We start from the raw sequence: 21805 nt of genomic DNA, 5'->3' as shown, positions 1-21805 counted from the left end.
GGTATATGTTAAAAATTGAAGGACTGAGAAAGATATACAAGAAGTCTCAAAAAGGTCTAAAGTGGGCTTCATTTGAAATTAAACATGGAGAGATTCTTTGCTTAGCTGGACCTAATGGATCTGGAAAAACCACCTTGATAAACACTATCCTAGGTATTGTAAAAAAGGATAGTGGTAACATTTCATTATGCAATCAACCTTTAGAAAACTACAGAATAAATAAAGAAATAGCTTATGTATCAGATGAGATTATATTGATTGAAGAATTAACTGGTATTGAATATCTCTTATTTATAAAAAAATTGTCAATAGGTGTAACAGATAAAAGAATTGCACAATTACTAGAAATTTTTGATTTGAAGGAAGATATTCATGATTTAATAAGTTCATATTCGCATGGAATGAAAAAAAAGTTACAAATCATATCAACAATTATGAGAGATTTTCAGGTTCTAATTTTAGATGAGCCGTGTAGAGGACTAGATGTAGAAGCTATATATATAATAAAAAGAATCATTTATGAATTAAAAAGACAAGGGAAAATAATTTTAATTACTAGTCATGATTTACTTTTTGTAGAAGAAATTTGTGACAGTATATCAATAATTAGTAATGGAAAAATACTAGAAAGCGGTATGCCTGATATGTTGAAATTAAATTATAGGAAAGAAAAAATAGAGGATATTTTCTTAGAAGTAGCTTTTTTGAAGGAACGAGGTGACAGACTTGAAAAAATTCTTAATAATTTTTTTAATGATTATAACAGTATACAGAAATAAATTAAAACAGTTAATAGATACGACTGCCAAAAAAATTTTTTCTTATATTTTTGTTTTGAGTATGATCGGTATATCAACTTTTTTGGCTAATGTTTTAACTAAAGATGTGATTGTACTATTTTTAAATGGAGATTCAAAAATACTATATTCAGCAGTTTTAACATATTTAATTTCTCTATCTGTTATTACGTTCTTTTTATTTGTCATTTTAAAATTTATTGATCCAAATAATTCTAAAATATTAAAAGTTTTAGACAGTTTGGACTTGAAACCCCATATCAAGTATATCGGTTATTATTCTTTTCAATTAATAATAGAAATAGTAATTCCTTTTTTAATGTTTTCTATTATTATAGTTCCTCATTTAATACAGCATGATGTATCAATTCATATACCTATCATTATATCAGCGCTATTTTTTTCCCAGTCGTTATTCATTACTACCATATCACACATCAGTTATAATTGCCTTTATTTTATGGGGAGTAGAATTAAAATACCTTATATAAAAAGTTTTGTTTTGTTAATTCAAACAGTTATTATGGCTAGAGTAGGATTCAATACGATTACAAATATGCATATGTTTCTAGTAAACTACGATCTATTTCCAAATCATCTTTTGATTTGGAATGGTGGTTTGGTAGGTAAATTATTTATAGGGGATAGCTTTATAGTGAACAATATATTGATAATTTCAAGTCAAATTATAAGTATTATTATATGTATTTTCAGTTTTACATTACTTTCAGGAGTTGAAAGAAACGATGAATATCACTCGAAAATATTATGGAGTTTGCAAAGTCCAATGAATAGATATTTAAGTCTTTTTTTCAAAGATGTTAAATTATTATTACGTTCAGAAAACACTAGCCTGCTTTTATTTATTTTGTATGGATTGAATATTTTTATTTTTATTTCTGAAACTTCTATACCACCATTTTTATTATTAAAATTTAACGCATTATTAATCGCTACTCTTCCTTTTCCTTGTTACGGTATAGATAATAAAATGTTAACTTTCTATAAATTTTTAGGGATTGGAAAATACACTTATATTTTATCCAAACTATTAAGTGCCTATTTTATTGGTGTAATTCTATTCCTTACTACATGTGTAGTAGCGTCTTTAGATAGTTGGAAAGAATTATTTATTTCATTAAGTATTTTTACTGTATCTACTATCTGTTGCTTCATTTTAGGAATAGCATTTCCATATAATAAAAATAATCCATCTTCACAAATAAGTCTAATTTTTTTAGGAACTGTGGGATTATTTCCAATCTCTTATTTGATAAATAAATTTAGCGTTTTTTCATTTTCCATGCAACTCTTTCTGATAGTACTATTATTATTAATCGGTATATTAGTAACTATTTCTATTATTAATTTTAGATGGGAGAAGGAAAGTCTATGAGAAAAATATTCGTTGATCTTTTAAAATGTAGCGGTATATCATTTTTTATTACATTTTTGATGTTAATCATGTCAATTATCCCTATTTGCTTGATCAGTTTTTTTTATGGAACAAATTTTCACGCACCTTATAATTTATTTACTGTCATAGGGAATACGAATGATTTAGGAAACGCAATTGAATTTAATTTTAATCAGAATTTTGGGATACAAATTCTATTATTTTATTTTTGTTTCACTTTTGTAATATTAGGAATTACATATACAAAACGCTATAAGAAAATGATATATTTAATAATTTCATTGTTTGCCATTTTGCTACAAGTTCTCTTAATGAATAGTATTGTATTAAATAAAGAACCGTTTAAGGAAACATCTATAAATGAAATCAAGGAATTAATTAAAAGTAATGAAGATACAGTTATTTATGTGGGAAGAGACAATTGTCCAGAATGTATCATTTTTAAGCCAAAATTAAGTTCATTTTTAAGTAAAGAAGGTCTGATAATCAATTACCTGAATACTACTGGAAATGAAGAAGAAGTATCTAATTTTAAAAAGTTTTATAATGAACTTGGTGTGGTTAGCGTGCCAGCAGTCATCTTTATGGAAGGTGGTAAAATTGTCAAAGTACTTCATGGAAATAAGGCCTATAATGAGATAGAAAATAGAATGAAACAATTTACTCAGCTCAAAACTGAACAAATAAGTAAATAATTAGATCGCGGGGGCTATGCTAGTATGACAGATTCTAGTAGTGATAGTACTTTGACCATAAATAGGAAAACAAGCCGAAGAATTCCAAAAATAGGAGAAGCTATTTTCGGATTCTTCGGCTTGTTTTTCAGAGCTAGACAGGTCACAACCTTTTTTCGATTGTTTCCTTCATATATGATCTATTTGATTCGACCCATCGCTTATCAAAGCTAATTTTTACTTAGTTAATTTATTTAAAAAATCAAGATAAGCATCTAGAATCGTTTGGAAGAAGCTGAGTGTTCCTTCCACAATATGACCTTCTTCATCAACTAAATTTGCAATATTGCCAATATAAGCTTCAGGTTGTTGTAAGGTAGGAACATTTAAGAATACAAGTGATTGACGTAGGTGATGGTTCGCGCCAAATCCACCGATACCGCCAGGGGAAGCAGTGACAACTAACCCAGGTTTGCCGTCCCATGCGCTTTGACCGTAAGGGCGAGAGCCTACATCTAGCGCATTTTTAAGTACAGCAGGAACCGAACGATTGTATTCTGGAGAAACAAAAACAACACCTGCTAATTCCTTGACCTCATCACGGAAACGACTCCATTCAGCAGGAGCATTCTCTGGAGTTTCAAGATCTTCGTTATAAAAAGGCAGATCATCGATCTTTACAAAAACACCTTCATATCCTTCAGGTAGCAAGTTAGCGAAAGCCTCTGCTACTTTTCTATTGTACGAATCCTTACGCAAACTACCTACAAAAAATCCAATTTTTTTAGTCATAAAACAATTCCTCCTTCAAACTTTCTATATTTATCTTACAAAAAATAAGTAAACTCAGCAAATAAAAACACTTGAGGAACATAGCGACTAACTTAACTACTTTTTTCGACTACTTATAGTAGTTATTACGTATATATATTTGCTTCACTTGACATGGATCTTCTATAATTAGTGAATAGAAGTCTTGTCTAAAGGAGTTTGTGTGATTTTTTTAGAAAAGAGTGTAGTACATGAACTTTTGATAAAGAATGTTTCTCATTGAAACATCGGTACACATCATCGCATGACTTGGGGTAACGCAGCATCAAATAAAAAGATGAAATTGGTAGGTGGAACAAATGCATATTAACGAGTTTTTACCATTTTTGATCCCGTTAGTGATCATACAACTTGGGTTATTTTTTTATGCCCTTTATCATATTTTGACTCATACGCATTATCGATTTGGCAGTCGAACACTCTGGATCATAGTAATTCTCATAGGATTTCAATTTGTTGGTCCAATCTTGTATTTCGTGTTCGGTAAGGAGGAGGCATAATGGCGATCCTTGAACTAATCGATGTATCAAAATCTTTTGGTGAAAAAAAAGTGTTGGACCATCTTTCCCTTACCGTCAAGGAAAAGACGATCTTTGGGTTTATTGGAAAAAATGGTGCAGGGAAAACGACAACGATGAAATTGATTTTGGGGTTGCTAAAAAAAGATGCTGGAACAATCAAGGTTAATGATGAAACAGTTCACTATGGTCAAACAAAAACGAATCGCTGGATCGGCTATTTGCCAGATATTCCGATGTTTTATGACTACCTTACCGCCGAAGAGTATTTGCAATTATGCGGGGAAATCACCGAGATGCCTAAACATAAAATCCAACAAAAAACGCAAGAGTTATTAGCGTTAGTTGGATTGGCTCACGAGAAAAAAAGGATTAGGACTTTTTCAAGAGGGATGAAGCAACGTTTGGGGATTGCCCAGGGGTTACTGAATGAACCAAAACTGTTTATTTGTGATGAGCCGACTTCGGCGTTGGATCCATTGGGGCGTAAAGAAATTTTGGATATCTTATTACGTGTCAAAGAGCAAACAACGATCCTTTTTTCCACACATATTCTATCAGACGTGGAACAAATTTGTGATGAAGTGGCTTTCTTAAATGAAGGAGAAATCGTTTTATCGGGCACGGTAGCAGAATTGAAAACCCATCCTAAAAATGAAGGATTTGAAATCCAATTTTCAACTGTGAAACATTCTCAAGAATTTTTATCGCTTTTGCCGGGAGCAATCATGAAAAATGAAACCCTTATTTATCCTGGCAGAACTAACGAAGACTTACTTCGTGCACTATCTTTAATTGTTGATCACAAATTACCGATTCAATCGATTCATCGTTTAGAACCTTCCTTAGAACAAATTTTTATGGAAGTGGTGGACAAATGAAGCAATTACTCGCGTTTTCAAAAAAAGAATGGAAGGAAAATTGGCGTACAGGTAGATTATTACTGTTGCTTTCATTAACGATCATTTTTGGGATCATGAATCCACTGATAGCCAAATTAACACCCTACATCGTTCAATCGATGTCAGAAAATTTAGCAGCATCTGGTATGAAAATCGGGGAAGTCAATGTAGATGCGCTGACTTCTTGGGGACAATTTTATAAAAACATGCCTATGTTTCTTTTATTGTTTTTGTTATTGTTTAGCTCGACCTTGACGAATGAATATCAAAAAGGAACATTGATTAATCTTTTAACCAAAGGGATGGTTCGCTGGAAAATTTATTTTACTAAATGGATCATGGGACAGTTTTTTTGGGCAGTTGGTTTTTGGGGTTGTTCCTTCATTACTTACTTTTATACTGCTATTTATTGGGATAATGAGCTGGTTGTTCAATTAGGGACAAGAAGTTTTTATTATTATTTATGGGGTGTGTGGTTATATACTTTATTTCTATGGTTGTCCTCCTTTATTTCTTCTGGCTATTTTGTGCTAGCTTGTGGAGGGTTTTGTGTGGCTGGCTGTTATCTGTTATCTATGTTTACAAAAGTTGCTGAGTATTCTCCTTTTTATTTAACGACAGTTTCGAACGCATTAGGGGAAAGGATTGATTCGAGTAACTATTCTTTTTCTTTAGTGGTAACAGGTTTGATGATTGCTGCCTTTTTAGTGACAGGAATTCTTTTTTTCAATAAAAAAGAGAGTTGAAAAAATTTTTTATTAGCTGTAAAGAAAAAAAGCTTTACAGGGTAAAAAAAAACTGTTACACTACAACTTGTGAATAAAACAATGGAGGTGGAAATATATAATGGCAGTTAAAATCCGTTTAAAACGTATGGGTTCTAAAAAGAGTCCTTTTTACCGTATCGTCGTAGCTGATTCACGTTCTCCTCGTGATGGACGTTTCATCGAAACTGTAGGTACTTACAATCCTTTGAAAGACCCTGCAGAAGTAGTTTTAAAAGAAGATTTAGTTCTTAACTGGTTATCTAAAGGTGCGCAACCTTCTGATACTGTACGTAACATCCTTTCAAGAGAAGGCGTTATGCAAAAACACCACGAAGCTAAATTCTCAAAGAAATAAGGTGATCGGATATGAAAGATTTAAGCGAATTAGTCTTAACAATCGTTCGTCCGTTAGTCACTTATCCTGAACAAGTCCAGTTAGAAGTCACTGAGTCAAAAGACTTCTATGAATATAACCTAACTGTGGCTCCTGAAGATATTGGTCGTATCATCGGTAAACAAGGGCGTGTTGCGAAAGCAATTCGTACGATCGTTTACGGGGTACGAACAAATGCACCGAAAAAAGTGCGTTTAAATATCATCGATCATAAGGAATAAAAAAAGCTGTTTCGTCTTGACGAGACAGCTTTTTTCTTTTTGAGGGGACTACTTGGCAAATGAGTATAGAAAGCGTATCCTTAAAGTATAGAAAGGAGTAGATACCTATGAAAAAAGTTGCATTATTGATACCAGCTCTTTTACTTTTAAGTGCCTGTCAAGGGACAAATAATTCTACTGAAACAACTGATACGGTGACACCAGCGACTCATTCAACGAGTCATAGTACTTCCAAAGAAACAGATACTCAATCAACAACCAAAAAGAGTGAAAGCTCTGAGATGTCTGGAAATACAACGGAAACGGCGACTACAAAAACAGAAACATCTACACAGAATAAACAAGCACAAACCGCATTTGAAGAACTGAAAGAAAAATACCCAACGACACCGATGCCACAAGAGATTCCGATTACAACAGGGAAATTAAACATCGCTGCTGCCGAAACCAAACAGGGCTTTTCGATCTTATACTATGACCTACCCAAAGCCTACGTCTTAAATGCCAAAGAGTTAAACCAAGAAACCCCGATGGCTTCTTATCTTTACCAGTATGGCTTTGCTTCTAGTCAAGAAGCAATTGATGCCTTGCAACCAGTTACGGTTGATACAAACGGCCGACAAGTCGATTTGGGCTACAATATTACTGGCTATCAACAAGGAGCAGCGGGATCTAGTATTCTAGAATGGCAAGAAGGAAATTGGAGTATTCGTGTCCGGGCAAGTAATATTGAAGGACAGGATCCTGTACCGTTAGCCAAAGAAATCGTTGCTTACTTAGAAAAAGCAAGTTTGCCTGCTCCTGAGAAGTACGGGAAAATTACGGTTGAAATGAATGATTCTTCCCAACAAGCTACACAAGTAAGCTGGCAAGAGCCTAAAAATGTTTATACTGTTACCCACAAAGATACTCTTTCCGCATTGAAAATGGCTGTTTCTATGAACCAATAAATGATTGGAAAATGATATAGAAAAGCGAAAAGAAAGTAGAATTGCATATGCACACATGCTAAAATAAGGCAGATACGTCAAAAACACGTTCAGCCATTTAAAATCCATTGTTTGGTTGAAACATGTGTGAAAAGGAAAAGGGGATACAAGTTGACTGAATATTTAAATGTTGGAAAAATCGTAAATACTCAAGGGATCAAAGGAGAAGTGCGCGTCATTTCTACCACAGATTTTCCAGAAGAACGATATAAAAAAGGTGCTGTACTTACCTTGTTTCAAGAGAAGAAAGTGCCAATTGAATTAACCGTCAAAAGTCATCGTAAACATAAAAATTTTGACTTGTTAAGTTTTGAAGGGCATCCTTCAATCAACGATGTTGAAAAATATCGAGACGGTATTTTAAAAGTTTCAAAAGAAGAAACGATCGAGTTGCCAGAAAATGAATTTTATTATCATGAGATCATTGGAGCAAAGGTCGTTGAGGAAAATGGAAATGAATTAGGTAAAATCAAAGAAATTCTTTCACCAGGTGCTAACGATGTTTGGGTAGTCCAACGACCAAAGAAAAAGGATGTTTTGCTTCCTTATATTGACTCAGTGGTTAAAACAGTTGATTTAGAAAATGGGGTCATTTACGTCGAGATTCCAGAAGGATTGATCGATGATGAAAATTGATGTCTTAACACTCTTCCCACGAATGTTTGAAGGACCAATGGGTGAATCGATCATCGGTAAAGCGGTCAATAAAGGATTGTTAGAGATCAATGTTTCTAATTTTAGAGACTATTCCGATAATAAACACCAAACGGTCGATGACTATCCATATGGTGGCGGGGCAGGGATGTTGTTAAAAGTCCAACCTATCTATGACAATATCAAAGCAATTGAACAAGCAAATCCTGAAACAAAAAAACGTGTGATTTTATTGGATCCAGCTGGTAAACGATTTGATCAAGCGATGGCGGAAGAATTTTCGAATGAAGAACATTTAGTATTTATTTGTGGACATTACGAAGGCTATGATGAACGAATCCGTTCGCTAGTTACGGATGAAGTCTCTTTAGGTGATTATGTCTTGACTGGTGGCGAACTCGGCGCAATGGTGATGATCGATGCAACGGTGCGCTTATTACCGGACGTTTTAGGAAATCAAACATCCGCTCAAACAGATTCTTATTCAACGGGATTATTGGAACATCCTCAATATACACGGCCAGCAGAATTTAACGGGATGAAAGTCCCAGAAGTTTTAACAAATGGAAACCATAAATTGATTGAAGAATGGCAACTGAAAGAATCCTTAAGAAGAACCTATCAACGCCGACCTGACTTATTGGAACAATTATCAATGACTCCACAAATGATGAAATTGTTAGAAGAAGTCAAAAAAGAAGAATCAGACGAAATAGAATAAGAAATATCAATATGACTCTTTACACTAAATTGATAGTATGATAGTATCTTATGGTGAGTGCAAAAGCACTTAACTATTACGATGTTCCGCTGTGAGGGAAAACTCATAAGAATGTTTGGAATAAGGAGAAAAGATCAATGAATCCATTAATCGAAGAATTAACAAAAGAACAACTACGTTCTGACATCCCAGCTTTCCGCCCTGGTGACACTGTACGTGTTCATGCGAAAGTTGTCGAAGGTACACGTGAACGTATCCAGTTATTTGAAGGTGTTGTAATCAAACGCCGCGGAGCTGGAATCAGCGAAACTTATACAGTACGTAAAGTTTCTAACGGAGTAGGTGTTGAACGTACATTCCCATTGCATACACCACGTGTTGCAAAGATCGAAGTCGTTCGCTACGGTAAAGTACGTCGTGCAAAATTGTACTACTTACGTGCATTACACGGAAAAGCTGCTCGTATCAAAGAAATCCGTCGTTAATCTATCGTTATCTGATAGTGGAAGAACCCTTGATTTTCAAGGGTTCTTTTTTTGATTATTTTTATAAGCAGTAAGTCTAGATTGTTTGACATTATAGATTTGCAAGAGTGGCAAACAAGGAGCAAAAAGTCGAGTCACTTTGGTATATCTTAAATATACGTCAATCAGATGACACGATGACAGTCCTATTCATACCAAAGGGGCGACAGATCTGGTAGGTGAACGTAATCAGCTTATCAAGTTTATATGTACTACACGCAAACGCTATGCGTATTAAAGAGATCAGAAAAAAATCCTGCTAGAGAGTGTCTAAAAATATAAATTGCGACAGTCCTTGAATAATAAGAACTTTTTTTGAATGTTTTTACTAACAATCGTTTTGTCATTGGCAAGTTAACTGAAAATGAGACTGAAGAATCTGTTCTGATTCATCAGTCTCATAATTTCAACTTATTCAAAATGCAACGATGATCCCAAATGTCGGTTGTTAAGAGAATTGAGGACGTTTTTTTACATATTTACTAAACGAGAAAGGCCACTTTTTTAGGAGCGGAGGTGTCAATTATTGATTAGTGATTTCAGCTTCCTTTTGAGCCATTTTTGCCGTTACGTGTTCATCAATTCGTAGGAATGGTAGATAGATAAATACGCTAACCGCAATGATTAGAACTTGCAGTACTGCTGCTCGCCAATCCCCACCTGTCGCAAGGAATCCTGAAATAACTGGTGGTGTGGTCCACGGTATCTGAACTACCACATGATTGATTAAGCCGGCTGCAGTCGCAAAGTAGGCAGTTACTAACGAGAAGATTGGTGCTAACACAAACGGAATAATTAGACTCAAGTTAAATACGATCGGTAATCCAAAGATGATCGGCTCACTGATATTAAACATCGCTGGTGTTACCGATAGTTTAGCAAAGTCTTTATAATCTTTTCGACGACTGAAGATGAAAATCGCAATCAATAAGGCGATCGTATTTCCTGAACCACCCATAACAGCAAAAGTATCCTTGAAAGCCATGTTGATAATATGTGGGATGTGTTCATGGTTTGCATAAGCTGCCATATTTTCTTGCATGTTTTGTAATAAGAACGGATCAAGTAAAGAACCTGAAATTACAGCTTGATGAATTCCAAAACCAAAGAATAAATTGGCGATTGATGTGATTAAGATAAAGCCAGGTAAACCAGTTGTGATGTGACTTAAAGGTCCCGTGATCGCTTTAGTGATCAAGCCATTTACGTCCATGTTGAATAACTGATTGACAGCGAAAGATAGAATCGCAAAACCAGTAACAGTAATCATGATCGGGATCAATACATTGAATGACTTCAACACTGCGGGCGGGATATTTCCAGATAGTTTGATTTGCAATTTTTCATTTGTAGATAATTTAATGAATAGCTCAGTAGCTACTAATCCAACAAAGATTCCGACAAACATTCCTGATGCACCTGTATGGGAACCTGGAATAACTCCGGTTACTTCAATCGCTTTTTTTGTATTTTCCGGAGTGAACATCATTTTCATTGGTGTTAAAACGATGAAAGTTGAGATCGAAACTAAAACCGCTGCGATATGATTTGTATAATTTCTGCTAACACACATATGATAAGAAACTGCAGCTACAACTAATAGCGTCGTAATACTCAATGTTCCATTGGCGATCGACATGCCAATTTCTTGAACTTTCATTAATGTTTCGGGTTTAACAATTTTACCCATAAAACCAGTTGGTTCTAAGATAACGTAATTAATCAAAGTCACGAATCCAGCTAACATCATAAATGGCATGAATGTTGCAAATGCATCGCGTAATGTACGCATATGAATTTGATTTCCTAGCTTCGATGCGATCATACCAAATCGTTCAAACACCTGTTCCTTCTTATTTGTTTTCTTCATGGTATATTCTCCTTGTTTTTTATTTGTAAGCACTTACCGTAGTTCAATAATAGAACGAAATTTGATAAAAGTAAATAACTTTTTTTAAAATTATATACTTTAATGAAAAAGGGCAAAAAAAAGAGCTGATTTCCTCAGCTCTTTCAATCATTTTTCAACAAAAACGGCTTCAAAAACAAAATCTTGATACAAATGCCTTGTAATGGAGTATTCAAAAGGAGTCCCGTTTGCCAAAGAAACACTTTTTTCAACTTCAATCATAAAGTCTCCCGCATCAATTCCTAATATAGTTGCATCAAACTCGGTTGCCAGTACGCCCTTCATCCAAACGTGAGAAGCATTGATCTCTAACTGCAGTTCATTGCGAATATAGGAATAAACCGATTTTTTCAAGTGTTTAGGTTCCAAACCAGGAATAATTGATAGCGGCATAAAAGTTTGTTCCAATGAATAGGGTTGTTGATCGACAAAACGACTGCGAACAATATTATAAATGTATTCCTTGTCGTTAATCTGTAATCGCTCTGCTATTTTTTTTGACGGTAATTCAATTGAAAACATATGAATTTCAGAGTCTACATGTTCTTCGCCAACTACGCTCATAAAACCTTCGCTTGGACCGAAAACTTTCGAATTATGGATCGGTTTGCGCAAAACTTCGGTTCCAAATCCACTTCGACTATGTAAAACTCCTTCAGAAACTAACATGTCTAATCCTTTTTTTACTGTCAATTTACTCGTATGATATTGTTTTGCCAATTCGGAACCAGTTGGTAATTTTTCACCGATCGCGTAAGTACCGTTTTCAATTTTCTTTTTTACATCAGAATAAACTTCCATATATTTCGCATTCTTCTTCATTTTTTCCCTCCTATAGTTACCGTGTAAAGATATAAATAATTATATACCTTTCTTTAATTTTAGCAATCTTTAAAGGGTAAAACAATTAACATTTATAAAAAGTATATATTTTTTAATAAAAAAATATTCCAATTTATTGGAAGCGGTGTTATGATGGAGTAGTACTCAAGAGAATGTCATTTTAGGAGGATACAATGAACAAACAACAATTAACATTTCCAGAAAACTTTTGGTGGGGTTCTGCTTGGTCAGCTGAGCAAGCAGAAGGTCGTGGTGAAACTGGAAAAGCCGAAACGGTTTGGGAACGTTGGTACAAAGAACAACCATACCGTTTTTATCAAAGGATTAGTTCAGAAATTACGACAGATCACATTCATCGTTATAAAGAAGACGTTCAACTGATGAAGCAAACCGGACATAATTCCTTTCGGGTCTCGATCTCTTGGGCGCGGATGTTCCCAAATGATGGAGTAGGGGAGGTAAATCCAAAAGCGGTTAAATTTTATCGGGATTTATTTACTGAGATGAATAACAATGGTATTAAAGTATTCGCCAATCTTTATCATTTTGATATGCCAGCAGCCCAACAGGATAAAGGCGGTTGGGAATCACGGGAAGTTGTCGATGCATATGTGCAATTTGCAGTTACTTGTTTCAAGGAGTTTGGCGATCTCGTCTACCACTGGTTCACTTTCAATGAACCGTTGGGGCCGATCTTAGGGTCATATTTGGAAGACTTCCATTATCCAAATTTGATTGATTTCAAACGAGGAGCGCAAGCGGCTCACTTTACTATTTTGGCTCACGCGAAAGCAATTGCAGCACACAAAGAGTTGAATTTGAACAGTAAAATAGGTGTTATCTTGAATTTAAGCCCGACGTTTCCAAGGAGTCAAACCCCCGCTGATGTGAAGGCAGCTGAAATTGCGGATCTTTTTTATGTTCGCAGCTTTTTAGATCCAATGGTCAAGGGTGTTTATCCAAAAAAATTAATTAACCTTTTACGTGAATATAATCAATTGCCAACGGATTATACCAAGGAAGACCTGCGTTGTATCAAAGAGAACACGGCACAAATCTTAGGATTGAACTATTATGAACCACGTCGTGTGAAGGCTCGTTTAACTGCAATCAATCAAGAGGGTCCGTTCTTACCGGATTGGTTTTTTGAGAATCATGTGATGCCGGGACGTCGGATGAATGAATATCGTGGTTGGGAAATTTATGAAAAAGGTATCCATGATTTATGCATGGATATCAAAGAAAACTATGGGAATATCGAATCCTTTATCTCTGAAAATGGGATGGGCGTAGCAGATGAGGAACGCTTTATGGATGAAAGTGGGCAAGTGATTGATGATTACCGGATCGAATATATCCAAGATCACCTCGCTTATCTTTGGAAAGCAATCAATGACGGCTGTAATATCAAAGGGTATCATCTTTGGACCTTTATTGACTGCTGGTCCTGGATCAATGCATATAAGAACCGTTATGGACTAATTTCTCTTGATCTGCCAACCCAAAAACGGACGATCAAGAAAAGTGGTGAGTTCTATAAACAGTTAAGCAATCAAAATGGGTTTGAGTATGATATTGATCGATTGGTATAGCAAAAAATGAGTGGAAAAACTTGTATTTTTGTTTGAAAATCTTTTATCTAGAAATCATAGAGTTATTCATTCAATGGGATTGTTCAGATAAGCATCGGGACTGGGAAAAAAGTTCTCTCAGTATCTTCTAGTATCTCTAAAAACGAATAAACGGTGTTCAAACATCAGCTCCTTGAAATAAGCCTGAATTTTTCAAAACATGAGAAGCTGTTTCAAAAAATTCTTTCTTATTGTCATCAGAGCTACCCGATGTTTTCACGACCTCTGATTCACGGTGTTCAAAGAGCTGACCTTCGGCGATAAGTCAAAAAATCTCAAAACATGGGGAGCTGTTTCGAGATTTTCATCCTTAATGCTCCTGCGATTACTCATCGCAGTTTTTACTTGGTGAGCGCTCAGGTCAAGACACTCTTTTCACGACTTCAAGAGAAACACAAAAAACGCTTGGTGTTCGTTTATTTGTTCCCATAGATCTACTGGCTATAAATAGCTCATCGCTTTGTTCAAAAAAACAGAAGCCATTTTCAGTATTGTGCACGAATTGTTTAACTATCACACATTGATTAGTAACTGGGATAGTAGTTGAGAGCGTAGCGTATTCTTTTGTAAAATGAAAGGTCTGAAACAATCATTAACCTAAAAAGAAAGTAAGCCTGATTTTGATTCATTACGTCAAAGTCAGGCTTATTTTTTCTGTTCTAGGCACAATCTTTCACGAATTTTCTTCAATTAAGTACCATGAGTGCGAAGGTGCTTAATTAATGGATCCTGTTTTCCACGTAAATGAAAACGACGGAATGTCAATTAGATACCTGATTGTTTTTCTATGTTTTTACTAATTGTTCAAGCAACGATTGAATGAACATTAGCAAGAAATTTCATTTAGCTATACGAACAACTGCAAATTATTTTGAAAATAGAAGATTCAATGAGTAAACCAACGCACCAGTATGTCCTAGTACAGCCGGAAATCAAAAAGTCTAAAATAATTAGGAGCAGTGAGATTGAAGAGGGATCGGAATATTCAGATGGGAAATACCGAAAGAGTTTTTATAGGGTGAGTCATTTTCATTTTTAACAAAACAATTTACTCCGGTTTCAGTGAGGTAGTTTGGTAATGGAATAAGATAAATATTTTTTATTGTTATTTTAAAATAACGTTTTTAATAGGAAGGTGTATCTCGTTTATTATGTGTATCTTTATTCTTAATATTGCTAATGTAATTTTTTTGTTGTAATATTTTTTTATGATAACAGACTTTTTGTTTTTATTATAACAAATTTATCTTATTAAATATTTTCTATTTTTTTATTTTATAAATGAATATACTGAATATATTATGAGATGTGTACTTATGTTATATATGAAGGGGTAGGGAAGGAAAAGGGGACATAAGATGACATAAAATGGCTTTACACTCAGTTCAAAAGGAGGGAAGTGTCCAGTGAGGTTGTAGATTAAGGAGTATCATCTTATTTTGATCAGATCATAAAAGAGCAAGTATACATATCATGTGAAAAATCTGTATGGCATCATGAATTATTCTCTAATTCATTTATAGGAGGAATCGTTATGGCTATTGATCATAAACAAGTGACTCAATTGGAAAAATTAGCATTAAACATTCAACTAGATATTTTGATAAGTGTTAAACAAAGAGGAGAAGAATCAATGGATTGTTCTTTTTCTATGATCAAATTGTTAGCTGTTTTATACGGTAAACAGATGAAGATTGACCCGAAAAAACCAGATTGGGGAAATCGTGATCAATTAGTTTTAGCTAAAAGTCATGCGGTATTGGAATTATATAGTACTTTATCTAATCTAGGGTATTTTGATAAGAAGTGGCTATGGACGATGAGTCATCAAGGGGACAGACTCCCTAAAAAGTTAGATCGTTCAAAGACTCCTGGAATCGATGTGACAATCGGGGACTTAAATAACGGTGTTGCAATAGCTGCAGGTCTTGCGATGGGATTAAAAATAGCAAATAAGGAAAATGATGTTTATTTAGTGATGGATGAAGACGAATTAAAAGATGAACGTTGCTGGCAAGTATTTCAGTGTATTGCTCATTTTAAATTAGATCATTGCTTGGTAATTATTGATAGTGGTTATAGAAAACGAGAACAGTTAAGCAAAAGGTATGAGAAATCTTATCTATTGAAAAGAAAAGCAGAGAAGGCTGGGTTTTATACGTTGCTCGTTGATGGGACAAATATCAAAGCAATCAATGAGGCGATTGAAGAGTATAAAATGAGGACGACACAAGCCTTCTGTATTGTTTTAGAAAGTTATCCAGAGCGAGTGCTATCAGACTTAACAATGGACGATCATGAGGATTCAAGTAAAAAAATTCCTAAAACATTCCATCAAGAGATAGAAAAAACGATTTTGAAATTACAAGAAAAGCTTGAAAGGATGAGCTAAATGGTTCAGTTAAGTAACTCGTTATCTGTAAGGAAAGAACTTCGTACTTGCATAGTTGATACATTAAATGAATTAATGAAAAAAAACCACAATATCGTTGCGTTAGAAAATAAGTTTGAATCATTTAGTAATTGGGTTGATTTAAAAAATGAACACCCAAAGAGATATCTCAACATGCCTGTGGATGAAGAGAACATGGTAGGTATTGCAGCGGGGTTAAGTTTAGCTGGCTACCAACCTTTTATCCATCTTTTTGATTCTCATGCGATTCGAAAAATTTTTGATCAATTATTTATTTCCGAAGGATACGGTGGAAATACCATCAATATTTTTGGGGAATATTTCGCTTCTAATCGAAATGGAAAGGAACGCGTCAATGAACTAGGGGAAGATTTAGCGTTGATGACAATGATCCCAAATTCAATTATTTGTGAAGCAACAGATGAGGTGCAAATGGCATGGATCATCAAAGAATTTAGCCAATTGAGCGGTATTCACTATGTACGCGGAGAAAATAAAAGGATACCTAATATCTATAAAAAAGAAACGACTTTTCAATTAGGCAAAGGAAATATTGTATGGCATGGAACAGATATTTTAATTATTGTCGCTGGCAGATTAGTTTACGAAGCCCTCAATGTTGCTAAGCGGTTAAAGTCCTGTCAAATTAGTTGCGAAGTCATTGATATGTTTACGATCAAACCAATCGATAAACAGTTGATCCTTAACGAGTTGAAAGGGAAAACACAAGTGGTCACTATCGAAAATTATGCAGTTATTGGTGGCTTGAGCAGTGCGGTGAACAGAGCTCTTACAGAAAATAAAGCAGCTGTTCCGTTGAGAAAGATAGAGATTGTGAAGCTTAGGCAACAAACGGATGTGCCAATCCAGACAGAAGGTTTTGACTTAGTGGTTCAGTTGATTGTTGAAACAATATTAGCGAATGAGCTAGATCGATAACGGAAAAATTGAGCTGGATCATGATAAAGGATAAAATTTCTTGAAAAAAATTAGTGTATCAAAGAAAGCATATGAAATATTGATTCTAATCGAAATACATAAAGAGCCTTGATTGATCAAGGGAATGAAGAAAACGAAAAAGGCAGCGTTTGGATTGGCCCGATGAAAGGGCCATTTGGGCGCTGTCTTCCTTTAATTTTTCGTTTCTTTAACTACTTAAAAGAGTTTTAATCAATTAATAATTGAACATGTTTGCCAAAAGTTTCTTTTTGACTATCGGATATAGCAGAATCGGTAATCAAATAGTCGACTTCTTGGAGTGGATAAAAGCCATAGAAATCTTTTTTATCAAGTTTATGATGATCTGCTACGATATATCGTGTTTCAGCGCTGTTCAATGCGTAACGTTGAGTCAATCCTTCATCTTCATTTGAAGTGAAAACGGATGTTTTATCTAATCCATTTACCCCGATGAAACTTTTTTTTACATGGATATTTGCAATAAAATCATTGGCGATCGTCCCAACGAAAGCGCCGGTCTTATTTCGATAGGAGCCGCCGATCAGGATGATCTCAAATCGAGGATCACTTTTGAATTTGTTAAACACATGGATCGAATTGGTAATGATTTTAGCGTGGTTAATCGTCAAGAAATCATAAGCTAATTCAATCGTTGTTCCAGGTCCTAAAAAGACAGTATCGCCTTCGTGGATATGATTCGCAATGATTGTGGCAATTTCTATTTTTTCTGACAAATGAAGATCCTTTTTTTCCCGATGACTTAGTTCGATCACGGAAGTTTTAGGATTTAATAGTTTGGCACCACCATGAATGCGAATGATTAACCCCTTATCCTCCAATTCTTGCAAATCTCTACGAACAGTCATATCAGCTACTTTCAATTCTTGAACAATATCGGCCACTTTCACGATGCCGTTCTTCTCTAGTTGTGCTAATAAGTATTTTTGTCGTTCTTCTTTTAACATGATATAAACTCCCTGATATTTCGTGGTTCTTATTTTTTTGTTTGAAATAAACATAAAACATTCAAAGGAGGTTGTCAAATATTAAAGGTTTGTATAAGAAAATAGATTGACATGTTAAAAACATTCGGTTACTATTTGTTTGTAAAGGACAAAAACGAACACAAACAAACATAAACTGGAACAAATATAATGTTCTTGTAAGAGAATGGAGGAAGAAAAATGGATAAAGAAACAGTAGCAATGATTGGATTTGAAGTGGTAGCTTTTGCTGGTGAAGCAAGATCGAAATTGATCGAAGCGTTAGCTAAAGCAGAGAAGGGGGAATTTGAAGAAGCCAATGGATTAGTTGAAGAAGCCAATCAGAGTTTGGTTGAAGCGCACAATTCTCAAACTAAAATGTTAGCTGCTGAAGCGAGTGGTGAAACAATTGAAGTAGGGTTTATTATGGTTCACGCCCAAGATCATCTAATGACCACGTTGCTATTGAAAGATGTCATTCAACATCTCTTTAATATTTATAAAAAATCATAGAGGAGCCTGGGTATGAATGCAATGATCAAACGTATCGAAAAAATGAAACCGTTTTTTGAGAAAATTTCTAATAATTCTTATTTAAGAGCAATTAGGGATGGTTTTATCAGTCTTATCCCTGTCATTCTTTTTTCAAGCTTTTTTTTATTGGTAGCATATGTTCCCAACGCATTCAATTTTCATTGGGGAGAAGAAATAGAATCCATTCTAATGAAAGCGTATAACGGGTCCATGGGGATATTAGGGATCTTAATGGCTGCTACAGTGACCAAGAGTTTGACAGAAAACTTTAATACTAAATTGCCAAAAACGAATCAAATCAATAGTACTTCAACCATGATCGCTGCTTTTATTGGTTTCTTGATTGTTGGGGTTGATTCGTTAGAAGGTGGATTTGCTTCTGATTACATGGGGACCAAAGGATTGATGACAGCGTTCATTGTTGGTTTTATTGTTCCTAATATCTATCGATTCTGTGTTAGCAAGAATTTGACAGTGAAAATGCCAGAGGAAGTTCCTGGTAATATCTCACAGACATTTAAGGATTTGATCCCGATTACACTGTCGACCGTCTTTTTTTGGGGATTTGATTTGGGTTTTCGTAACCTTGTCGGTAGTGGGTTTTCAGAAAAATTGATTGAACTGTTCCAACCAATTTTCTCAGCGGCCGATGGCTATTTTGGGTTAGCACTCATTTTTGGGGCAATGGCGTTTTTCTGGTTTGTCGGTATCCACGGTCCCTCTATTGTTGAGCCAGCTGTTGCTGCCATCTACATAACAAATGTAGAGATGAATTTTCAACTGTTTCAAAGTGGGGAACATGCACCGAAAATTTTATCTCAAGGCTTACAATACTTTGTTGCCACACTAGGTGGGACGGGTGCGACATTGGTCATTACGTTGATGTTTGCTTTTCTAGCAAAGTCAAAGCAGTTAAAAACAATGGGACGTGCCTCAGCGATTCCCGTTTTGTTTGGTGTGAATGAACCCATGCTGTTTGGTGCACCAATCGTATTGAATCCTATCTTTTTTATTCCTTTTATTCTTGCACCAATCCTCAATGTCTGGATCTTTAAATTTTTTGTTGAGGTGTTAGATATGAATGGATTCATCTACAATCTGCCATGGACAACTCCTGGACCAGTAGGGTTGATCTTAGGGACAGGTTTTGCTGGACTATCGATCGTTTTGATGATTGTTTTATTAACTGTTGATTTTGCGATTTACTATCCATTTTTCAAAGCCTATGACAATGAATTATTAGTGAAAGAAAAAGAAATAGGGCACGGGGATCAGTTGGAAAGTACAACTGTCAAATCAGCAGTCGTTTCACCGGCATTTGCTAAACAAAAGAATGATCAGACTAATGTTCTTGTACTTTGTGCCAATGGAGCAACTAGTTCGATGTTAGCCAATGCAATTAAAAAGGGTGCGAAGGAATTGAGTATCGGTGTGGATGCGACGGCAATGGCTTATGGGCAACATAAAGATCAGATTGGCGAGTTTGACTTGATTATCTTAGCTCCGCAAATGGCTTCGATGCTTGAGGAACTGAGAGAAAGTGCGAAGGACCATAAAACACAAACTGTTTCTACTACGGGAATCGAGTACGTCAAACTTGCAAAAGCACCTACTGATGCGGTCAACTTTGTTTTTGAAAATCTAACATGATGTGGAGGATGCGATGAATAAATTTCCAGAACATTTTATTTTTGGAGCGGCAACGGCCGCTTATCAAGCTGAGGGTGCCCTTTCAATAGGAAACCGTGGGAAAAATTATTGGGATGATTACCTTAAAAAGACAGGGACGTTTGACCCTAGTCAAGCAAGTGATTTCTATAATCGTTATGCAGAAGACTTACAAGCATGTCATCAGTTTGGCATCAATGGCATTCGGATTTCGATTGCCTGGTCTAGGATCTTTCCTAGTGGGAGAGAGAAGGTCGATCCGATCGGTGTCCAATTTTATCATCGTTTGATCGATTCTTGTATCAAAAATGGAGTCACGCCGTTTGTGACTTTGCACCATTTTGATACACCAGAGAAGCAATTTAAAGATGGTGATTGGTTGTCTGCAAATATGGTGGATGATTATGTTGACTTTGCGCAATTTTGTTTTGAAGAATACGGGGACAAAGTGAAACATTGGATCACGATCAATGAACCCTGGTCAGTGGTTGCCGGTCAATACATCATCGGTCATTTTCCGCCGAACAATCAATATGAGCTGGGTAAAGCGATCCAATCGATGCACAACATGATGGTTGCCCACGCTCGCGTAGTCAAAAAATACAAGGAAGCTAATTACCAAGGTGAGATCGGGATCGTTCATATTTTAGAATCAAAGTACGGGATAACTGATCAGAGAGAAGATAGCCTGTCAGCGAAGAAAGAACATATCTTGGCGAATCAATTTCTATTGGATGCGACGTTTAAAGGGGAATACTCAGCAGAAACGATGCGTGTGATCAATGAGATCTTATCTGCAAATGGGGCGCAGCTTGAACTCAAAATAGAAGATTTTGATCATCTAAAAGAAGCAGCAAAAATGATTGATTTTTTAGGAGTCAATTATTATGCGAGTCATTTTTTAAAAGGCTATACAGGAACATCAAAAATCCAACATAACGGAACTGGTGAAAAAGGAAGTAGTATCTTTGCCTTGCAAGGTGTAGGAGAAAGGGTAACAAATCCTGTAATCCCAACGACTGACTGGGATTGGCCGATCTATCCACAAGGGTTGGAAGATATGCTTCTCTTGATCAAACAGAATTATCCGAACTATGGAAAAATTTATGTAACAGAAAATGGTTTAGGGAGTAAGGATCATTTTGAAGCGGGACAAATCAATGATGAGGAGCGGATCGATTATGTTCGTCTTCATCTAGCCGCTATTTTACGGGCGATCGACCAAGGTGTGAGAATTGAGGGATACTTTATTTGGTCGTTGATGGATATGTTTTCTTGGACGAATGGTTACAATAAACGTTATGGATTATTTTACGTAGATTTTGATACGCAGCAACGATTTCCTAAAAAGAGTGCTTATTGGTACCAAAAAATCAGCAAAGAAAAAGTATTGGATCAACCGATTAAAAATGAAACTAGCGAGAAATGAGAAAACTAAACAGGAGGAAAAATGAG

Annotated in this window: 22 protein-coding genes; 18 read left to right on the top strand and 4 right to left on the bottom strand. The window is 35.3% G+C overall.

Translation table 11 applies throughout. The features are described from left to right. Positions 1–5 precede the first annotated feature (5 nt). Genes IGJ32_RS08735 through IGJ32_RS08725 form a run of 3 tightly spaced genes read left to right on the top strand, consistent with a single transcriptional unit; the run spans position 6 to position 2909 of the window. Complete coding sequence (locus IGJ32_RS08735) at positions 6–779, top strand: ABC transporter ATP-binding protein (RefSeq protein WP_010718471.1); 774 nt, start codon at positions 6–8, stop codon at positions 777–779. Next, a complete protein-coding gene (locus IGJ32_RS08730) occupies positions 718–2193 on the top strand; it encodes a hypothetical protein (RefSeq protein ID WP_368020268.1) in 1476 nt (491 codons plus the stop codon). Before IGJ32_RS08735 ends, IGJ32_RS08730 begins: the two co-directional genes overlap by 62 nt. Next, positions 2190–2909 carry a thioredoxin family protein gene (locus IGJ32_RS08725; RefSeq protein ID WP_342081821.1) on the top strand — a complete coding sequence of 240 codons (720 nt, stop codon included), beginning with the start codon at positions 2190–2192 and terminating at the stop codon, positions 2907–2909. The genes IGJ32_RS08730 and IGJ32_RS08725 overlap by 4 nt, the downstream gene beginning before the upstream one ends. Before the next feature lie 216 nt (positions 2910–3125). Here the strand turns inward: IGJ32_RS08725 and IGJ32_RS08720 are convergent, their stop codons facing one another. Next, positions 3126–3680 carry an NADPH-dependent FMN reductase gene (locus tag IGJ32_RS08720; protein WP_010718468.1) on the bottom strand — a complete coding sequence of 185 codons (555 nt, stop codon included), beginning with the start codon at positions 3678–3680 and terminating at the stop codon, positions 3126–3128. Between the two features lie 338 nt (positions 3681–4018). On the opposite strand from IGJ32_RS08720, the gene IGJ32_RS08715 reads away from it, so the two are divergent. From IGJ32_RS08715 to rplS, 9 genes are all read left to right on the top strand, one after another. Continuing rightward, positions 4019–4219, top strand: a complete 201-nt coding sequence (locus IGJ32_RS08715; protein ID WP_010737914.1) for a PLDc N-terminal domain-containing protein — start codon at positions 4019–4021, stop codon at positions 4217–4219. Continuing rightward, positions 4219–5118 carry an ABC transporter ATP-binding protein gene (locus tag IGJ32_RS08710; protein WP_207413661.1) on the top strand — a complete coding sequence of 300 codons (900 nt, stop codon included), beginning with the start codon at positions 4219–4221 and terminating at the stop codon, positions 5116–5118. Before IGJ32_RS08715 ends, IGJ32_RS08710 begins: the two co-directional genes overlap by 1 nt. Further along, entirely contained in the window at positions 5115–5885 is a 771-nt protein-coding gene (locus IGJ32_RS08705; protein ID WP_342081820.1) for an ABC transporter permease subunit, read from the top strand. The genes IGJ32_RS08710 and IGJ32_RS08705 overlap by 4 nt, the downstream gene beginning before the upstream one ends. A gap of 100 nt (positions 5886–5985) precedes the next feature. Then, positions 5986–6261, top strand: coding sequence for a 30S ribosomal protein S16 (rpsP, locus tag IGJ32_RS08700; protein ID WP_010718464.1), 276 nt, complete (start codon positions 5986–5988; stop codon positions 6259–6261). A gap of 11 nt (positions 6262–6272) precedes the next feature. Beyond that, positions 6273–6521: a KH domain-containing protein gene (locus tag IGJ32_RS08695; protein ID WP_010718463.1), complete on the top strand. Its 249-nt coding sequence runs from the start codon at positions 6273–6275 to the stop codon at positions 6519–6521. 107 nt (positions 6522–6628) lie between these two features. Beyond that, complete coding sequence (locus tag IGJ32_RS08690) at positions 6629–7471, top strand: hypothetical protein (protein ID WP_342081819.1); 843 nt, start codon at positions 6629–6631, stop codon at positions 7469–7471. Between the two features lie 150 nt (positions 7472–7621). Then, complete coding sequence (gene rimM / locus IGJ32_RS08685; protein ID WP_342081818.1) at positions 7622–8146, top strand: ribosome maturation factor RimM; 525 nt, start codon at positions 7622–7624, stop codon at positions 8144–8146. Then, a complete protein-coding gene (gene trmD / locus IGJ32_RS08680; protein ID WP_342081848.1) occupies positions 8136–8885 on the top strand; it encodes a tRNA (guanosine(37)-N1)-methyltransferase TrmD in 750 nt (249 codons plus the stop codon). The genes rimM and trmD overlap by 11 nt, the downstream gene beginning before the upstream one ends. A 137-nt stretch (positions 8886–9022) precedes the next feature. Then, positions 9023–9370 carry a 50S ribosomal protein L19 gene (gene rplS / locus IGJ32_RS08675; RefSeq protein WP_002286913.1) on the top strand — a complete coding sequence of 116 codons (348 nt, stop codon included), beginning with the start codon at positions 9023–9025 and terminating at the stop codon, positions 9368–9370. Positions 9371–9932: 562 nt separating this feature from the next. Here rplS and IGJ32_RS08670 read toward each other — a convergent pair. Continuing rightward, entirely contained in the window at positions 9933–11279 is a 1347-nt protein-coding gene (locus tag IGJ32_RS08670; RefSeq protein WP_342081817.1) for a PTS sugar transporter subunit IIC, read from the bottom strand. Positions 11280–11426: 147 nt separating this feature from the next. After that, entirely contained in the window at positions 11427–12140 is a 714-nt protein-coding gene (locus tag IGJ32_RS08665; RefSeq protein ID WP_034700829.1) for a GntR family transcriptional regulator, read from the bottom strand. 194 nt (positions 12141–12334) lie between these two features. Here IGJ32_RS08665 and IGJ32_RS08660 point away from each other — a divergent pair, with 194 nt between their 5' ends. From IGJ32_RS08660 to IGJ32_RS08650, 3 genes are all read left to right on the top strand, one after another. Continuing rightward, entirely contained in the window at positions 12335–13753 is a 1419-nt protein-coding gene (locus IGJ32_RS08660; RefSeq protein ID WP_342081816.1) for a glycoside hydrolase family 1 protein, read from the top strand. 1573 nt (positions 13754–15326) lie between these two features. After that, positions 15327–16184, top strand: coding sequence for a hypothetical protein (locus tag IGJ32_RS08655; RefSeq protein ID WP_034700825.1), 858 nt, complete (start codon positions 15327–15329; stop codon positions 16182–16184). Then, complete coding sequence (locus IGJ32_RS08650; protein ID WP_034700823.1) at positions 16185–17144, top strand: transketolase family protein; 960 nt, start codon at positions 16185–16187, stop codon at positions 17142–17144. Between the two features lie 227 nt (positions 17145–17371). Here the strand turns inward: IGJ32_RS08650 and IGJ32_RS08645 are convergent, their stop codons facing one another. After that, on the bottom strand, positions 17372–18130 hold the full coding sequence (locus IGJ32_RS08645) for a DeoR/GlpR family DNA-binding transcription regulator (protein ID WP_034700821.1): 759 nt from the start codon (positions 18128–18130) through the stop codon (positions 17372–17374). Positions 18131–18349: 219 nt separating this feature from the next. Here IGJ32_RS08645 and IGJ32_RS08640 point away from each other — a divergent pair, with 219 nt between their 5' ends. From IGJ32_RS08640 to lacG, 3 genes are read left to right on the top strand one after another with little or no spacing between them, the layout of a single operon-like run. Next, positions 18350–18661, top strand: a complete 312-nt coding sequence (locus IGJ32_RS08640) for a PTS lactose/cellobiose transporter subunit IIA (protein ID WP_034700819.1) — start codon at positions 18350–18352, stop codon at positions 18659–18661. 12 nt (positions 18662–18673) lie between these two features. Next, positions 18674–20332 (top strand): PTS transporter subunit EIIC, encoded by a 1659-nt coding sequence (locus IGJ32_RS08635; RefSeq protein WP_342081815.1) that lies wholly within the window; start codon positions 18674–18676, stop codon positions 20330–20332. Between the two features lie 13 nt (positions 20333–20345). Next, positions 20346–21779, top strand: coding sequence for a 6-phospho-beta-galactosidase (lacG, locus tag IGJ32_RS08630; RefSeq protein ID WP_063627353.1), 1434 nt, complete (start codon positions 20346–20348; stop codon positions 21777–21779). The last annotated feature ends 26 nt before the right edge of the window (positions 21780–21805 follow it).

The organism is Enterococcus sp. DIV1639a, from assembly GCF_050530445.1.
Taxonomy (GTDB): Bacteria; Bacillota; Bacilli; order Lactobacillales; family Enterococcaceae; genus Enterococcus_B; species Enterococcus_B hirae.
The sequence above is the reverse complement of the archived record's forward strand: the minus strand, read 5'-3'. Positions and strand labels throughout refer to the sequence as shown.

Excerpts from the sequence above, each read along its gene's own strand:
- IGJ32_RS08735 (WP_010718471.1), top strand. The coding sequence starts at position 6 with ATGTTAAAAATTGAAGGACTGAGAAAGATATACAAGAAGTCTCAAAAA.
- IGJ32_RS08725 (WP_342081821.1), top strand. The coding sequence starts at position 2,190 with ATGAGAAAAATATTCGTTGATCTTTTAAAATGTAGCGGTATATCATTT.
- IGJ32_RS08720 (WP_010718468.1), bottom strand. The coding sequence starts at position 3,680 with ATGACTAAAAAAATTGGATTTTTTGTAGGTAGTTTGCGTAAGGATTCG.
- IGJ32_RS08715 (WP_010737914.1), top strand. The coding sequence starts at position 4,019 with ATGCATATTAACGAGTTTTTACCATTTTTGATCCCGTTAGTGATCATA.
- IGJ32_RS08710 (WP_207413661.1), top strand. The coding sequence starts at position 4,219 with ATGGCGATCCTTGAACTAATCGATGTATCAAAATCTTTTGGTGAAAAA.
- IGJ32_RS08705 (WP_342081820.1), top strand. The coding sequence starts at position 5,115 with ATGAAGCAATTACTCGCGTTTTCAAAAAAAGAATGGAAGGAAAATTGG.
- rpsP (WP_010718464.1), top strand. The coding sequence starts at position 5,986 with ATGGCAGTTAAAATCCGTTTAAAACGTATGGGTTCTAAAAAGAGTCCT.
- IGJ32_RS08695 (WP_010718463.1), top strand. The coding sequence starts at position 6,273 with ATGAAAGATTTAAGCGAATTAGTCTTAACAATCGTTCGTCCGTTAGTC.
- IGJ32_RS08690 (WP_342081819.1), top strand. The coding sequence starts at position 6,629 with ATGAAAAAAGTTGCATTATTGATACCAGCTCTTTTACTTTTAAGTGCC.
- trmD (WP_342081848.1), top strand. The coding sequence starts at position 8,136 with ATGAAAATTGATGTCTTAACACTCTTCCCACGAATGTTTGAAGGACCA.
- rplS (WP_002286913.1), top strand. The coding sequence starts at position 9,023 with ATGAATCCATTAATCGAAGAATTAACAAAAGAACAACTACGTTCTGAC.
- IGJ32_RS08670 (WP_342081817.1), bottom strand. The coding sequence starts at position 11,279 with ATGAAGAAAACAAATAAGAAGGAACAGGTGTTTGAACGATTTGGTATG.
- IGJ32_RS08665 (WP_034700829.1), bottom strand. The coding sequence starts at position 12,140 with ATGAAGAAGAATGCGAAATATATGGAAGTTTATTCTGATGTAAAAAAG.
- IGJ32_RS08660 (WP_342081816.1), top strand. The coding sequence starts at position 12,335 with ATGAACAAACAACAATTAACATTTCCAGAAAACTTTTGGTGGGGTTCT.
- IGJ32_RS08655 (WP_034700825.1), top strand. The coding sequence starts at position 15,327 with ATGGCTATTGATCATAAACAAGTGACTCAATTGGAAAAATTAGCATTA.
- IGJ32_RS08650 (WP_034700823.1), top strand. The coding sequence starts at position 16,185 with ATGGTTCAGTTAAGTAACTCGTTATCTGTAAGGAAAGAACTTCGTACT.
- IGJ32_RS08645 (WP_034700821.1), bottom strand. The coding sequence starts at position 18,130 with ATGTTAAAAGAAGAACGACAAAAATACTTATTAGCACAACTAGAGAAG.
- IGJ32_RS08640 (WP_034700819.1), top strand. The coding sequence starts at position 18,350 with ATGGATAAAGAAACAGTAGCAATGATTGGATTTGAAGTGGTAGCTTTT.
- IGJ32_RS08635 (WP_342081815.1), top strand. The coding sequence starts at position 18,674 with ATGAATGCAATGATCAAACGTATCGAAAAAATGAAACCGTTTTTTGAG.
- lacG (WP_063627353.1), top strand. The coding sequence starts at position 20,346 with ATGAATAAATTTCCAGAACATTTTATTTTTGGAGCGGCAACGGCCGCT.